Origin of the sequence: Archangium minus (genome assembly GCF_044360475.1) — a bacterium.
GTDB lineage: Bacteria > Myxococcota > Myxococcia > Myxococcales > Myxococcaceae > Archangium > Archangium minus.
The window spans coordinates 4407195-4421617 of the sequence record NZ_CP043494.1; the positions used below are offsets into that span (position 1 = coordinate 4407195).

Here is a 14423-nt window from a genome sequence, read left to right on the forward strand (position 1 = left end):
GTAACCTCGTGGGATTAGTAACCTCGTCCCGGAGAAAGATCCACTGTGGATGCTGTGGCCGTCCTTGCCCAAGGTCGGCATCCGAAGCTCAGGAGCTTATGGCGCCAGGACGCGGGGCGCGGGTTAAGCGAGCGAAGCTGAGGCCTCCTTGGGCCTGTGCTCGTTCCAGCGGTGCCTCATAGCAATATGGAGTTTTGATTTTATTGAATCAATTCATAATCAGAATGCCTCACTGCTCTGGCCCCGCAGAGGTCGAAGGGGACCAAAAAAGGACCAAGCGGAACGGATGCGCCTGGACTCGCCCGGACAGATGGGCGCCTCATTTTCAGAGGGAAAACGGGGGTGTGCCTCTGGCCCCGAGCGGGGACGGAGCCGCCCGTCGCGCGGTGCCGGGCATCGAGGTCGTCGCGGTCTGCACCTCGCGCAAGGAGACGGCCGAGGAGGCCGCCAAACGCTGCAACATCCCTCGCGCCTTCTGGGACGCGCAGGCAATGGCGGCCGACCCAGACATTGACATCATCGATTGCGGCACGCGCCCGAGCATCCGCGAGGCGATGGTCCTCTCCTGCCTGAAGAATGGCAAGCACGTCTACAACGCCATTCCCCACGCGGCCAGCTTCGGGGGGGCGCGCGCGATCAACGAGGCCTGGGCTGGGAGTGGGCTGGTGGGCGTGGGCGACGCCTTCTCCGAGTGGGTGCCCGCCCACCAGTTGATGAAGGAGATGCTTGACGACGGCGCGCTGGGTCAGCCCTTCGGCGGCACCTGCCTCTTCAACATGTCCCTCTACAACATCCTCAACCCGCAGTTCCCGTACAACTGGTTCGCGGAGAAGGGGCACGGCGTCTCGGCGGTGCGCAACCTTGGCAGCCATGCGCTGCACATGCTGGCTTACATGTTCGGCGAGGTGGAGGAGCTGGTCGCCCACGACGGCCAGCTGCTGCCCGAATGGCGCTCGGCCGATGGCGAGACCGTTCTCAAGGTCGAGACCAACGACTTCGCCTCGATGCTGCTGCGCTTCAAGAGCGGGCTCGTCATCCAGTGCCAGATCTCGTGGAATGCGACGCTCGGTTCTGGCTGGCTGCTCGACGTGTTCGGCTCGAAGGGCCGGCTGGTCGCGCAGGCGCCTTCCTTCCCCACCAGCCGCGACACGACCCTCCACTCCGGCCGGCTCGGAGAGACGGGCCTCCGCCGTGTCGAGATTCCCGAGCGGCTGCTGCGCACGCCCGAGGTCGGCCTCGATTCCGAGGCGGAAATCCAGCCCGCGCACCCCATGTCGCTATCGATGAACGCCATGGCGCGGGCTATCGAGGGCAAGGTCAAGGCGCGGCCCAACTTCGCCCAGGCTTGGGCGGTCGAGCGCCAGCAGGAGGCGATCCAGCGCTCGATGCGCGAGCGCCGCTGGGTACGGCTCGATGAGCTCGCCTGACGGTTGAGAACCGCTGGAAGTTCGCCAACGATACGGCCACCTACCCCTGGCACGAGAACCATCCCTTGCCTCCGGCGCACGCGCGGTCGCCAGTCCGGTCACGGCGCCGTCACGCCTCCTGAGGGAGAACGCGTGCGCCCAGGCCGGTGGAGTAACCTCAACACGTATTCACGAAGGCAGGGGGGTACAAACTCATGAAGAAGATTCAATGGAAGGGAACCCTGGAGTTGCTGCTGGCGGCGCAGGTGCTGGCGGTGGGCTGCGGGCCCGCGCAGGAGTTCCACGAGCCGCCGGCCCTCGCCAGCCAGATCCAGGAGATCGACGGCATCTCCACGAACAACGGGCTCTCGACGAATGGGCTCTCGACGAATGGGCTTTCGACGAACGGGCTCTCGACGAACGGGCTCTCCACGAACGGGGTGAACACGGCCGCTTTCACGACATGGTTCCAGGGTGACCCAGCGCAGAACGACACGCTGATGCAGTACGTGGTGCGCTGTGGCGTGCAGAAGGGCCAGAGCATCACCTACACGGACCCGACCACGGCGCATATCTACACCTGGGAGGGGCTGCTGGGCCTCACGCCGGGGTGGGCGGGGGGCACGGCGGCGACGGAGGCGGAGCAGCAGGTGATGACGGCGTGCCTGTTGGCGCACGTGAACAAGTACGGGGTGAGCGTTCCGCTGTCCGTGTTGGGGAAGAACTCGGCGGGGGTGGAGATCGACTACAGCCAGGAGGAGCTGGAGACGTACTCACGGCTCGAGGGGTGCTTCTTCGGCAATCTCTTCACGGGTGAGGGCCTCTTCGTGGGCGCGGACAGCCGCAGCCTGGATGACACGGAGAGCTCGCCGCGCGCCTGCGCCCTGATGTCCAGCACCACCGAATCCGCGTGCGCGCCGGTGGCGTACGTCGGCTCGTGCGAGAGCCTGTGTACGCGACAGGGCACCCAGCCGTACTACACGAGCTGCACGCTGAACGGACGCCAGTACCTGCCCATCACCACGCGGCTGCGGCCCGAGGAGGTGTACCGGTGCGGGGACGGGGTGTGCCAGTGGACCGAGCAGTGCGGCAGTGGGACGACGCGTGACAGCTGCGCGGCGGACTGTGGCACCTGCTCCTGAACCTCCTGCCTCAACAGGGACGCCGTCTCCTCCTGGCGACCGTAGCGCCGCGAGCGACGAGCACGCCCTGAACCGTGTCCCCGAGGGGCTGGCGAGCGGAGCGGGCCTCGGCCCGGAACCTCTCCTCTTCCATGGACGTGGACCTCACCCTGAAACGAGGAGGTCCACGTCCATGTTCTTCCAGGCCATCCAGACACCCGGGCTCGCCCACGTCTCCTACGTGCTCGGCGACGGCGGCGAGGCACTCGTGGTGGATCCACGGCGCGACCTCGACGTCTACCTCGAGGTTCTCCACTCCCAGGGCCTGCGCCTGCGCTACGTGCTCATGACGCACCGGCAGGAGGACTTCGTCCTGGGGACGACCTCGCTCGCCAACCTCTCCGGTGCCCGGATCGTTGCGGGCAAGCACCCCATCACCGGCTACGTCGACCTCCAGATGGGCGAGCGCGAGCGGCTCCAGCTCGGCCACCTCTCCCTGCTCGCCCTCCACACCCCGGGCCACACCCCCGAGAGCTTCAGCTGGGCTGTCTTCCTCGACAGTCACCCCAAGCACGCCTGGGGTGTCTTCACCGGCGACGCGCTCTTCGCCGGAGAGACCGGGCGCACCGACCTGTCGGACCCCGAGCGCACCTACGAGAACGCCGCGCTCCTGTATGACTCGCTGCACCGAGAAATCCTGCCGTTGGGAGACCAGGCGCTCGTCTTCCCGGCACATGGAGCGGGCTCGATGTGCGGCAGCCACATCGACGACCGGGCGCTGACCACGCTCGGCATCGAGCGCCACCGCAACCCCGTCTTCGTCCTGGGCCGCGACGACTTCATCGCGCACAAGCTGCGCGAGCGCCTCCCCCGGCCGCCCTACTTCTCGCGCATGGAGGAGCTCAACCTGCGAGGCGGCTTCCCGCTCGACCGGGATCCACGCACCGTGCCCCCGCTGCTCCCCCGGGCCTTCCAGGAGGCCTCGCGGGACGGGCTCATCATCGACGCACGCGAGCCCGAGGCCTTCGCCGGGGGCCACATCCCCGGCTCGCTGAACATCTGGATGAAGGGGCTGCCCACCTTTGGTGGCTGGGTGGCCGACCTTGGCACCCCGATCTTCCTGGTGATGCCCGAGGGAGTGGAGCCCGAGCAGGCGGTGCTCTCGCTGGCCCGCATCGGCATCGATCGGGTGGAGGGAATTCTCGCTGGTGGCTTCGGCGCCTGGCGCAATACGGGGTTGCCTATCGAGCGCAATGCCACCCTGACGCCCAACGAGCTCCACGAGCACGCCGCGCGCTACCAACTGCTGGACGTGCGCGACATCTCCGAGTTCGAGTCAGGCCACATCCCGGGCGCGCACCACGCCTACGTGGGTCAGCTGGAGGAGCTCCTGCCCGGGCTGGGACTGCGCCCGGAGGTACCGGTGGCGGTGACGTGCGGCGTCGGATACAGGGCGGGACTGGCCACCAGTATCCTGCTGCGTCACGGATTCCAGAACGTGTCCAACCTGCTCGGCGGGATGACCGCGTGGAAGAAGCTGGAGCTGCCGGTGGAGCAAGGCGCTCCACACCCGGGAGAGACCCCTGCCCCGAGGGAGTACCCGACGGGTGACGAGATCTACTACCAATAGGAAGAATGCAGGGCGAGGGGCCCGCGTGCGCCTACCAACGGAACACTCCCTTCTCATGCGGCGCTTCTACGAGGGCAGCGCCTGAGCTCCACTGCCGGGTGCCTACTGTCTCTGCACCGAAGCATCAGCAACCTCATGGACATGAGGGGACAGACCAGCCGAAGTCTGGCAGGGACAAGCGCTTCGGCGGGCCGCCCGTGAGGCCTGAGAGCGTCAGGAGCATGCGGGGCCCCTCTTCTCCAGTCCCCAAGGTGAGAAGCCCCGCCTGCTCCAGCTGTCGCAGCTCCGCTGCCGGCTCCAGACCGGGTGGGAGCATGAGGTGCAAGGCGACAATCTCAGACAATCCAGCACCTCGCTGCCGCTCGCCCGCCCGGCCATCCGTCCACTGATCGGGCCGGGCACTGCCGGGGGAGCGGAACAGGAAGGGCTGGCGCGGATCCTTGCTGGCATGAGCAACGGGGATCGTCCGTCCCGAAGGGAGAAAGGGGGCCTGGTAGTCCCAGGTGGCGAAGGGCAATGGGGCTTCGGGCGGCTCGGTGCGCAAGGCGATGCCGAAGGGGTTGGCACCGGTACTTCGCCAGGCCGCACGCTCGGCCAGTCGAGTCGGGGCGACGGCGGGACTCGCCAGGTCCGTCCCGTCCACAGCCCACAGCAACTCCAGGTACGCGTTGTCGAAGCAATAGCAGACGTTGGTAGTGCCCTGGCCCGGATGGACGCGCCGGAAGCTCTCACGCAGGCCCGCTTGTTCCAGCTTGGCGGCCTCTGGAGCGCCGGACTCGACGAGTACAAAGACGTGGCAGAGGCTGATGCGCGCGTGGCTCATGGTGTCACCGAGCGACTCGCGATGTGGGGCCATGACGTTCTTTCAGAGTATCGCGAAGGCTCGTCACGAACGCTACGCCAGCGCCCCGGTCGAGTCCAGGGCGCTGGCCGGTCAGCTGGCCACACGCGCTCCGACGGGTGCATCGACCTTGTCGCCGGGCACCTTCGGTACGTGAAAGACAATCAGTCGCACCTTGTGGGGCACCGGCATCGCGCCGTGCACGTCATTGGGTTCCAGCACGAGCAGGTCACCGGGCTGAAGGTGGATCAGCTGGCCATTGACCCAATAGTCGGCCGCATCGAGGAAGTAGAAGATCTCGTGGAGCGACTGGTGGTGATGTCTTCCTTCGGTGAAGTGCGCGGGGTGCTCGACGAACAGAATGGCCGTCTGGTTCACCGGAACGTTCACCGGTAGGTCGAGCAGGGGCAGAACCACCCGCCCATCCGGGCGGTGACCGGGCACCACGTCCGCACAATGCACTACACGCATTCGGCTGCATCCTTTCTTTCGGTCCACGGGTCCACCGGATCAGGGGCTGACATCAGATCCGCGTAGAGGCTGTTGATCAGCTCAAGCCCGCGTGCGTAGCAGGCGATCGCGACCGTGTCTTGGGAATCCCGGGCAATGTGAAAGGGCATGACGCTGCACATGTGGGCGGCCTCCGCCAGCCGCACCTTGAGCATCCAGTAGGGATCGCCCTGGCTCCACCCGGTGGCGGAGAGCCAGGTGCGTACGCGCTCCCTCACCCTGCGATAGAACGACACCATCCGCGGTGCGGTGAAGGTGTAGTTGATCTCGTCTCCCTGCGCCTCGACCCGCACGTGTCCATCGTGAATCAGGTCGTACATGGAGTTGACGGAGTGCCAGATCTTTCCCAGATCATACGCCACGTCGTAGCCGTCATTCCCGCGGGGGTCGATCAGGAAGAAGCGGTAGTTGTTCCTGTCGATCAGGATGTTGTCGAAGTGCGGGTCTCCATGGGTACGCACCAGCCATTTGGGCGTCAGGATGCGGAGCGCCCGCTGGTCGCGCGCCAGGGCAGAGACGAGCTCGTGGACGTTTCTCAGCCACACCCCGTTCACTCGCACCTTGTCGGCGGTCCACAGCGCCTGCCGCTCCGGAAGTGCGTTCGCGGTCTCCGCGAGTCTCTCCTCGATGCGGCGCAGATGGGTGCGCCACACGTAATCCACGGGCGCGGGCCGCTGGCCGCTGGGGTGGATGTCGCGCTTGAGCGCGGCGAGTACCCGGCACGCCCACCTCGCCGCTTCTGCCTCGTCGATCTCTCCGGAGAGGATGAGCCGGCGCAGCGTGGGGAGATGGTGGTACGCGAGGTCCATCGAGACGCCGTACGGCTCGATGCGGGAGTCGACCACTTCCGGAAAGTGTTGGCTCGCTGGGCCTTCCAGGCCGGACAGCCAGCGGATTTCCTCGGTCAGCTTGCCGCGGCCGGCGCCCATCGCCTCCTTGCGAACGGTACGGCGTCCGGACGCGGTGTGCAGCCTCAGGTACGTGCGGGCATAGGAGCCGCCAGCCAGCCTGCTCTCGATGACGGTTTCATTCCCGTGGATGTCGCGGGAGAATACGGCGCTTCGCAGTCGGATGCGGCGTGACAAGCGGGCGAGCGCTCCATGCCAGGAGATCAGGAAGTCGCTCTCCTCGAGGGCGGCGCACAGATCCGGCCGCTCCTCGCTCGTCAGGAGGAGCGCCCCGAGGTAACCACCGGCGAGGTTGGTTCCGAGGCCGTCCAACAGCAGGGTGGGGCGGTCTTCCTGGCCGGCCGCGGCCTTCGCCGACCTACCGCCCTCCACCGGGTCAGCCACCAGCACGGTGGCGGTGGTGAGGTTGGCGAAGGTCTGCAGGACCTCCGGCCGAATGCTGCAGGCGCAGTCGAAGATCAGGACATTGCCGACGCCACAGCGCAGCGCCTCGGCAAGTGTTCGAGAGCGCTCTTCTTCGTTCTCGGGTGCTGTCTGTTTCACCATCCCCGGCCACGAAGCGCATTCGCAGGCTCCTGCCTCTTTCTCTTCTGAGAGGATTGTGATTCGGTTGATGGCGCCATTCAGGACTGCCTCGCGCATGCGATCCACCACGCAGATGTGGGTGTCCGGGTGTCGCGGGCACATGGTGTTGCGCACGATGACTTCCAAGTAAATCTCCCTTCGCCAATGCAAAACAGTGGGGCACGGGTGGCCCCGGGGGACCAGCGTTAGTTCGTGTCCGAAATGTTCAGGATGTCTGCACCTTCCTTTCTCTCCCGAGCGATCGGAGATAAGCGGCGACACGTTCCGAGACGCCGGGGGGTGGGGGGATTCCCAGCTGCTGCAAGCGGTGTGTATGCAACCAGGGGCGAGCGGGCTTCCGCGGTCCCGAGCTCTCGGGCGGTGCGGTGGAGGGACGCACCAGCGAGGACGGCAAGCCCGCCGCCTCCGCCAGCTTCACCCCCCAGGCGAATTTCGTGAGGCCTTCCTGGGTGGCCACGTGGAGAATGCCCTCGAGGTCCTGATCGATGGCGCGGGCCAGCACCGTGGCTACGTCGTATGACCAGGTCGGCTGTCGCTCGAAGTGGTCGTCGAGCTCCACGGGCACGCCTTGCTCCAGCGAGCGGAGCAGTGACTCGATCCATGTCGGCTTGCGGTCCTGGACCGGCCCTCCATAGAGGACGGGAAGGCGGACCGTCAGGTGGTGGGGCACCTGGGCGGCGTGCTCCTCCCCACGCAGCTTGGTTCTTCCATAGGTTTGCAGCGGCCGGGGCTGGCTGTCTTCGGTGTACCCATCCACCGCGGTGCCGTCGAACACGTACTCCGTGGAGATGTAGACGAGCTTCGCTCCAGACTCTGTGCAGGCCCTCGCGACATGTTCCGTGGTCTGCGCATTCAACCGGTCCGCCATGTCCGGGTCTCGTTCGCACGCCAGCACGTCGGGGCTCGCGATGCAGTGCACGCAGATCTCTGGCTTGTGGGTACGGAAGAACTGATCGACCTGCCGGGCATTGGTCGCATCGAGCCGATGCAGAGGGGCACGGTCCGAGCTGTGGGTCCAGCCGACCACATCATTCTTTGCGCTGAGCACCGCCAACACATGGCTCCCCAGCAGGCCGCTCGCCCCCGTGACAAGGATTTTTCTAGACATCGGTGTTTGAGACATCGGTGTTTGTTTCTCCTGTGGCAGGCGCGGCAGTGAATGACACGCTTTTGGTACGAGGGGGAAAACAGGAAGTGGAGAAGGAATCTCTGCACTGGCCTGTTCGTGCGGACGCTCGCCCGACGTGATGAGCTCCGACAGAACCGCCTGCCACGACGAGTATGAATTTCTCGCAATTGCTGCGGCTCGTCAATGAATATAAACAGATGGGCTGATGTATGTCTTTTTGCGCGGTGCGGCGTGTCTGGGGTACTGCTCCGCTGCTCGCGACCGGGATTGCTTTCCTGGAAAGCGAGAGAGAGTAAAACTGAGGTCCTTTGACCTCCTCCCTCTCATCCTCTCATACACCTTCTCATGTTCATGTCAGTGCGCCGTGTATCATTCCCGCCCCTGTTGGAACTCAGGGACTCACTGATGGGTTCAGCGGCTCATGCGGCGCTGCTCGTCATCAAGAAGGCACAGGCGTCTTGATTACACAATCAAGGAAGTAGCCTGTGCGCCTGGGGTTAGCGCGAGCCGACGCTGGCGCGCGCTGTGTCACACTCCTCGCAGTGCTTCTCCGGCGCACACAGGAACACGAGCGGCGCTGACGCGAGCAACTCGACCGCCGTGGCGACGATCTCCCGCGAATCGCACAGCCGCGCCTGGGCGTGGCCCACGAGGCCCTCGCGCTGCAACGCGCGCGCGCGCAGCGGCGCGTCGAGCAGGTTGAAGCCGCGGCAGCAATGGTCGGTCTCGGGGATCATCACGGTTCGTACGGCACCGTCCACCTCGACGACGCAGGGATGTTCGACGGAGTAGGGGACGCCCGCGATGGCCTCCGCCAGGTGCAACGTCGTGTTCTCGCTGTGACCCACGCCGAGGAGCAACACCTGTCCGCCGAGGTCGTGTACGCGGCCCACCGGGCTGTCCGGGCCGTGCGGGGGCGACAGGGGCTGGGGTGCGCAGATGCGCTCGGCCATCGGACCCACCGCCGCGAATGAGCCACCCGGATGCGTGCTGCGCCGTACACCCGGCTGTCTCCAGAACAGCTCGGCGGTGATGCCCATGTCGCACGTCGGTGTCGACGCGGGGTCGAAGACCGTCTCGCCGTCGGTCATCGTCGGCATGACCAGTGTGCCCTGCTCCCCGAGCGCGGACCTCAGTGCCTCAATCAGCCCCAGCGGGCCGCCTTCGATGGGCCGCACCGCCCTGAACGACGTGTGGACGAGCAGCACACCGCCGGGGCGTACGCCCAGTGTCCGAAGCTGAGCGACTACCTGATCAATGTTCATTTCCGTCATCGCTTGCTCCATTCGCGGGTTCGGGGCCACTGCGTTGGAACTCTATTGACTGAACCGAAGAAGAGGTCCGCAATGCATTCCATCGGCTTGCGCACTCTTGGTGCCGGCTGCGAGCTGTGCGCTGGCACAGGTTGTGAGCACGAGCTGGTGTCATTCTGGCTCAACATTCCAGCTCGCGTCGCTAACGGGACGGTGCTGCACCCTTCCATCGAGCCGCTCAAATGGGTGAAGCCGATTCCCTTTGTCGTGCGGGTTTCCGCGCCGACGTGATGCAGTCAGGCCGCGCGCGAGCCTGCTTTCGCGAAGTAGGCATGGCGTGCCCGGCCACACCGGACGCACGTCCACTTCGCCACCACGAGGGGCTGCTCGCCCAGGATGAGCTCCTCGGTGCGAGGCGGGTGGGGCTCGGCCGCGCCACTGGCACCGCACTCACAGCGCAGCCGTGCGGCCTCTGAGGGCACCTCCGCCTCGGAGGCGAGCACGATGGCCTGCGAGGGACTCTCCCCAGCCCCCGACGCGAACTTGCGCGAGAACGCCCGTTTGCGCCTCCACGCTTGCAGCTCCGCCAGCTTGCCGCGGGGGTTGCTGCCCAGGAAGATGAAGAGCGCGCCCACGCCCAGTCCACCCACGAGCCAGGGCCAGAGAAACGCCGCCATCGCTCCCATGTCCCGGTCACCGCCCGCGCGCGTTACATAGAAGCCGAGGTCCGCGTCTATCTTGTCGAGCGTGTTGAGGTGCTCGGTGAGCTGGGCTGGCTCCACCGCGTCCGCCAGGCTCCGGTAGCGGTAGTCCAGCAGCAACAGCCGGCCCCCTTCCTGGAGTTGGTACTCGTACTCGAAGTGGCCCGCGGGGCCGTCCACCTCTCCCTGGGTGGCGTCATGGAGGGAGATCGACCTGTTCATCTCGAAGCGCACCCGGTGGAACACGTGGACGGGATGCGTGACGGCCAGTGGCATGGTGCGCCGGGCAATGCGCGGCCGTTTCAGGTACGTCGCCAGGCTCGAGCCGGAGAAGTTCCGCGTTCCCCCCTTCCAGAAGTCGTTGATGGCGTAGCTCTCCACCAGGGTCAGCACGTTGTGCTCCGGGTCATCCATCACCTGCAGTGGCGCCGTGGTGCGAATCTCCGGATCCTCACGGGCGTAGTAGTTGAGCGACTCGCGCTCGAGGTCCTTCAGGCCTGTGGTGGCGAGCATGCGGCGCATGCTGTTGGCCTGCTGTCCCCTCCAGGTCGTCCGCACGGTGAGGGCCGTCCCCATTCCGCTCTCGCCCGAGCCTTCGACGTAGTGCTCCTCCTGCTCCATCGTGGGCTCAGGCGCCTCGGGGGCGGGAATGGATGTCAACGCTTCCGTGGACTCGTCGATGATCAGGGCCCGGCCATAGGGCTGGGCGCGCTGCTCGGAGAGGGGGCCCCGCTCCAGCGTGGCGGTGGGGTCCATCCAGTATTCCTCGCCGTCCAGCCGCACCTGGACGATGACGTGATCGAACGCACCAGGCGAGGGCAGCCGCGTGTCCAACGTGCGCTGTAGCTCCGTGTTCACCAGGGCGGGGTGCGCCTCGATGCCCAGGCCTCGCAGCAGCGTGACGAGCAGCAGGGACTTGTCCTTGCAGTCGCCAAAGCGCTGCGCGAGCACCTCCTCGGGCGCATGGGGGCGGTGCGAGTTGGGCCCCAACTCGAGGCCCAGGTAGCGCACGTGGTCCTGGACGAAGCGCAGCGCGGCCAGCAGGCGCGCGGACGGGGTGGCGTGCTCGGAGCGCAGCCGGTCCACTTCCTTCGCCAGCGCCGGCGGCAGGGGCGAGGGCGTCTGGTAGAGGGGAACCGCCCAGCGCGCCACGTCCCGCCAGCTCGCGTACTCGCTGAGCTGGATGGACGGCCAGGGGTCGTACCAGGACGGCAGGGCGTCATCGAAGTCGATCGCCGGCACGTCGCGCTGCTCCCAGACGTACTCGCGCTCCTCTCCCGAGTCCTTCACGGTGGGCTGGAGGTCCGTGCCGTGATTCTTCACATACAGCGTGCGCCCCTTGGGCCACAGCAGCCGCTGGTACATGTGCCCCACCGGCACGCCGCGGCGCGTGTAGAACCCGCCGATGAAGTGGTCCCCGAACACGGGATTGCGTCCCTCGACCGTAAAGGCGTACTCGAGCGTGTCGCCCACGCGCACGTCCCGCACGAAGAGGAGGGCGGAGAGCGTGCCATTGTAGAGCCGCTGCTCCAGCTCGTGCTCCTGCTGGATGACCTTGACCGCCGCGGGCTCGAACACGTCGAGGCGCTCACCCCCGCGGTGCAGCCACACCCCATGGAAGGTCAGCCGCTCGAAGGAGGGATCGAAGCTCACGGAGATCTCCGCGGCCTCGCTGATTCCACCCTCGTTGAGGACCTGCCGCGTGTAATGGCTGTAGCGCTCCTGCGTCCGGGTGCTCACGCGCGTCTGGAGATCCACGAGCGGGTAGCGCACTCCGCCCTGAGCCCCCTCCGTGGGGCGCTCGTCCCGCGCCTCGATGGAGATCGTCCGCACCCAGCGGGCGGGCGGACGGACATCGAAGGAGGACGGGGAGGCTTCGGGGGACTTGGGCGACGCACTGGCAGGTGCAGCCGGACCGAGGGCGAGGCCCAGCAGCGCGAGGGACGCGCAGAGCCTCGTGAGTCGGAGCAGGGTGGTGGGAGCGGCGGACATGAAGGCGTGAGAATGACGACAGCCCCGGTGGCCGCGCAAGCCCTCAGACGGCATGGACACGCACTGTGAGTGTAGGGGACTCCTCCACCGAGCCGTTGGAGGGGCCGGCCCTCGGTCGGGGTTGGGTGGGGAGTCCCCGGGTCTCAAAGGAGCTCAGCGGCTTTCGCAAAATGCCTTTCTTGATGTGATTCCTATTCAACCCAGGAGTGTGTTCACTGTAAGCGAAGACCATGGGCTTCCCGCATACATAACGACGCATCAGCTAAGGGCGCTGTTGAGGGGGAGGGGCTGGAATGCACACCCTCAACAGCGCCTACGCGCCCCGCCTGCTTCAATGGCGAAGCTTCAAGAGGAAGTCATCGCGGTGCAGGAGCGAGTCATCGAAGCGCAGGTGCACAAGCTCATCAGGAAGGGGCGCGAAGTGCACGGGCTCCAAGAGCTGTGCGCCGAGGATGACATCCCGTTTCACCTCGAGCGCGGTGCGCCACTCCCAAGTCACCCACGGTGATTGGCACGCATGGGAGGACCAGAAGAGTACGAACTGCGGGCAGGCCCGAATGGCCGCGAGGCGCTGGTCCCTCCATCGCGAGCCCGCGTGCAGGTCCACGCAGTCCATGAACAGCTCCATCCCCGTCTGGTCCTTGAGCCTGGAGGCAATCAATGAGACGTCGTTCTTGTTCTCTGGGGCATAGGAGGCAAAGGACTTGCTGAACGGCGCGGAGAAGAGGGCCCAGGGCCGCGGTGAGGGCGCCGCTTCGCCAGAGAGCAGGATGCCCATGCGAACCACCGCGACACGTACCCCCATCACGGAGACGTCACACTGGAGGTCCGTGATTGCCTCCATGGGGGCGGTCTTGTCGACCTCGACCTCGAAGTCGAGGATTTCGTAGGACCCATTCCAGATGAACGCGTCCTTCCAGGGTCGCGCGGGGCTGACCTTGAGGTACGGTCCCGAGAGGTGAAGCTGCACGGTTGTTCCGGGTTGCCACGCACCTGCCTGGGGATTCAGCGGGGGGCGTGCGCGCGGGCTGCTCCCCGCCAGGATCTTCCGAAGCTCTGCCTTCAGTCCCTCCACCAAGGCCACGAAGCGCACCGTGAACTTGCTCCCCCGAGCAACGCGTGATGGCCCTGCCAGACCCACCAGCATCGGCCGCGCGGCGTCGGCCTCTGGAATCACGACCCTGACCGCTGCATCCCCCGCGTCGGTACCTCCCACGCGCTGCGAATGAAAGAGACGGAACACACCTGGCGGGTTCAGCGTGGGCAGGGACGCAAGGGGCGGTGAGGCCTTGGCTGTGAGAGAAAGGACCTGCTCCAGGAAGGGGATCAGCACCCCGCCTTCCTGCCCTCCGGGTCGGAGCAGGATGTCGCGGAGAGGAGCGCGCGAGATGGCCCAGACAAGCTGCTGACGGATGTCGGGATTTTGCTGAGAGCAGTAGGCTTCGAACAGCTGCGCAACATCCGGAGAGAACTCGGACTGGAGCTCCGAGATCCACACGACGAGTGCGTTGCTCTCCCAACCTCCCCGGGAGGTGCCACCAGGGCTCAACGCGACGAACAGGGAGCTGGCGAGCCGGCGGGCTACTGGAGGGGAGACGGCTCGGAGCAAGCCGAATGTGGCCGCGTCCGGGAAGGGTGGCACAAAGTCTGGATTCAGCCACGGCTCGGCGAGCGCATCGGCGCGAGCGCGGTGTTCCTCGTTGACCACGGGCCGCGGCTGCTCGGACGGCGAGGCCAGCCGCGTCGATTCCGCGTGGTGAGTCACTTCCTCCGCGTTGCGTACCACCTCTCGCTGGGGATCGGAGCCCTGCTCCTTCAACTCCCGAAGGAACTGCTTTGTCTCGGGAAGGGGCGCAATGGTCAGCACCTTGAGGGCTTCCTGGAACTCGATGGAAGGCAGGAGGTAGGAACGCTCCGCGAGTGCGAGTCGGGAGACGCGGTCCATCAGCAGGAGGGACAGCTCGCGCCAGGCGTCCTGCGCGATAGGAAGGCGCACGATAAGTCTGAGCGCCCGGATGCGAAGGTCGTATTCCCCTTCCCGGGCAATGGCGAGCAGACGGGCGATCTCAGAGGCATTGAGCAGCGCGGGCTCACTGGACGCGAGAGGCATGGGAGGAGAGGCTACGCCAGATTGAGGAAGTGGTGTTTCCGCACGTCGTCGGCCACTCCGTCGAGCGTTTGTTCCAGGTCATCAGGACCCTGCCCCTTGTGGCGCACCCTGGATCTGGCGGAAGATGCGCCGGTCACGCTGTCACCGAGCTTCGACCGGATGTACAGCAGGGTGGGGGACCGAGCATTCCAGTTTTAGCGTTCCCTCCGGTGGACGCGCCATTCGATTGGAATGGGC

Annotated in this window: 11 protein-coding genes; 4 read left to right on the forward strand and 7 right to left on the reverse strand. The window is 66.2% G+C overall.

All coding sequences use genetic code 11. From position 1 onward, the window contains the following. Positions 1-344 precede the first annotated feature (344 nt). The 3 genes from F0U60_RS18195 (at position 345) to F0U60_RS18205 (ending at position 4157) form a co-directional block, all read left to right on the forward strand. Positions 345-1427, forward strand: a complete 1083-nt coding sequence (locus F0U60_RS18195; protein ID WP_395821515.1) for a Gfo/Idh/MocA family protein — start codon at positions 345-347, stop codon at positions 1425-1427. A gap of 194 nt (positions 1428-1621) precedes the next feature. Beyond that, positions 1622-2548: a hypothetical protein gene (locus F0U60_RS18200; RefSeq protein ID WP_395821518.1), complete on the forward strand. Its 927-nt coding sequence runs from the start codon at positions 1622-1624 to the stop codon at positions 2546-2548. A gap of 172 nt (positions 2549-2720) precedes the next feature. Continuing rightward, positions 2721-4157: a rhodanese-like domain-containing protein gene (locus tag F0U60_RS18205; RefSeq protein WP_395821521.1), complete on the forward strand. Its 1437-nt coding sequence runs from the start codon at positions 2721-2723 to the stop codon at positions 4155-4157. A 133-nt stretch (positions 4158-4290) separates the two neighbouring features. On the opposite strand, the gene F0U60_RS18210 is transcribed toward F0U60_RS18205, so the two are convergent. From F0U60_RS18210 to F0U60_RS18230, 5 genes are all read right to left on the reverse strand, one after another. Continuing rightward, positions 4291-5013 (reverse strand): VOC family protein, encoded by a 723-nt coding sequence (locus F0U60_RS18210; protein WP_395821524.1) that lies wholly within the window; start codon positions 5011-5013, stop codon positions 4291-4293. Positions 5014-5091: 78 nt separating this feature from the next. Further along, complete coding sequence (locus tag F0U60_RS18215) at positions 5092-5469, reverse strand: AraC family ligand binding domain-containing protein (RefSeq protein ID WP_395821526.1); 378 nt, start codon at positions 5467-5469, stop codon at positions 5092-5094. After that, on the reverse strand, positions 5460-7127 hold the full coding sequence (locus F0U60_RS18220; RefSeq protein ID WP_395821529.1) for a phosphotransferase: 1668 nt from the start codon (positions 7125-7127) through the stop codon (positions 5460-5462). The genes F0U60_RS18215 and F0U60_RS18220 overlap by 10 nt, the downstream gene beginning before the upstream one ends. Positions 7128-7206: 79 nt before the next feature. Beyond that, entirely contained in the window at positions 7207-8109 is a 903-nt protein-coding gene (locus F0U60_RS18225) for an SDR family oxidoreductase (RefSeq protein ID WP_395821532.1), read from the reverse strand. Positions 8110-8627: 518 nt separating this feature from the next. Further along, entirely contained in the window at positions 8628-9404 is a 777-nt protein-coding gene (locus tag F0U60_RS18230) for an AAC(3) family N-acetyltransferase (protein ID WP_395821535.1), read from the reverse strand. Positions 9405-9476: 72 nt separating this feature from the next. Here F0U60_RS18230 and F0U60_RS18235 point away from each other — a divergent pair, with 72 nt between their 5' ends. Beyond that, positions 9477-9674 carry a hypothetical protein gene (locus tag F0U60_RS18235; protein WP_395821538.1) on the forward strand — a complete coding sequence of 66 codons (198 nt, stop codon included), beginning with the start codon at positions 9477-9479 and terminating at the stop codon, positions 9672-9674. Positions 9675-9679: 5 nt separating this feature from the next. On the opposite strand, the gene F0U60_RS18240 is transcribed toward F0U60_RS18235, so the two are convergent. After that, the gene (locus tag F0U60_RS18240) at positions 9680-12076 is read right to left on the reverse strand and encodes a DUF3857 domain-containing transglutaminase family protein (protein WP_395821540.1); all 2397 of its coding nucleotides are present in this window, start codon (positions 12074-12076) and stop codon (positions 9680-9682) included. Between the two features lie 331 nt (positions 12077-12407). Beyond that, positions 12408-14186 carry a toll/interleukin-1 receptor domain-containing protein gene (locus tag F0U60_RS18245; protein WP_395821543.1) on the reverse strand — a complete coding sequence of 593 codons (1779 nt, stop codon included), beginning with the start codon at positions 14184-14186 and terminating at the stop codon, positions 12408-12410. Positions 14187-14423 lie beyond the last annotated feature (237 nt).

What these genes read in the sequence shown, in the direction of transcription:
- F0U60_RS18200 (WP_395821518.1), top strand. Translation starts at nt 1,622, where the DNA reads ATGAAGAAGATTCAATGGAAGGGAACCCTGGAGTTGCTGCTGGCGGCG.
- F0U60_RS18205 (WP_395821521.1), top strand. Translation starts at nt 2,721, where the DNA reads ATGTTCTTCCAGGCCATCCAGACACCCGGGCTCGCCCACGTCTCCTAC.
- F0U60_RS18210 (WP_395821524.1), bottom strand. Translation starts at nt 5,013, where the DNA reads ATGGCCCCACATCGCGAGTCGCTCGGTGACACCATGAGCCACGCGCGC.
- F0U60_RS18215 (WP_395821526.1), bottom strand. Translation starts at nt 5,469, where the DNA reads ATGCGTGTAGTGCATTGTGCGGACGTGGTGCCCGGTCACCGCCCGGAT.
- F0U60_RS18225 (WP_395821532.1), bottom strand. Translation starts at nt 8,109, where the DNA reads ATGTCTAGAAAAATCCTTGTCACGGGGGCGAGCGGCCTGCTGGGGAGC.
- F0U60_RS18230 (WP_395821535.1), bottom strand. Translation starts at nt 9,404, where the DNA reads ATGACGGAAATGAACATTGATCAGGTAGTCGCTCAGCTTCGGACACTG.
- F0U60_RS18235 (WP_395821538.1), top strand. Translation starts at nt 9,477, where the DNA reads ATGCATTCCATCGGCTTGCGCACTCTTGGTGCCGGCTGCGAGCTGTGC.
- F0U60_RS18240 (WP_395821540.1), bottom strand. Translation starts at nt 12,076, where the DNA reads ATGTCCGCCGCTCCCACCACCCTGCTCCGACTCACGAGGCTCTGCGCG.
- F0U60_RS18245 (WP_395821543.1), bottom strand. Translation starts at nt 14,186, where the DNA reads ATGCCTCTCGCGTCCAGTGAGCCCGCGCTGCTCAATGCCTCTGAGATC.